Consider the following 253-nt stretch of genomic DNA (forward strand, 5'->3'; position numbering starts at 1 on the left):
AAGCTTCCAATGTGGTGAATTTCGGGCCGGGGGAGTTGGTGCTCTTTGGGGCATATGTCTCCTGGGCCACGATCCTCCAGATGCGCTTCCCTCTCTATGTAGCTTTCCCCCTGACACTCCTTACGTCCATTGTACTCGGCCTCATCATCGAGCGAGGGGTGCTGCGCCCACTCATTGGGGAGCCGATCATCTCGGTCATCATGGTCACATTTGGTTTTGCCAGTGTGATTCGAGGCGGCCTGAATATGCTTTG

1 protein-coding gene is annotated in these 253 nt (G+C 55.3%); it reads left to right on the forward strand.

Annotated features, from left to right (window positions below):
• Positions 1-253, forward strand: a 253-nt coding sequence (locus EUU22_RS16230) for an ABC transporter permease subunit (RefSeq protein WP_439329156.1), incomplete at both ends; no start/stop codon positions are given.

It is taken from the genome of Ciceribacter ferrooxidans, from assembly GCF_004137355.1.
Taxonomy (GTDB): Bacteria; Pseudomonadota; Alphaproteobacteria; order Rhizobiales; family Rhizobiaceae; genus Allorhizobium; species Allorhizobium ferrooxidans.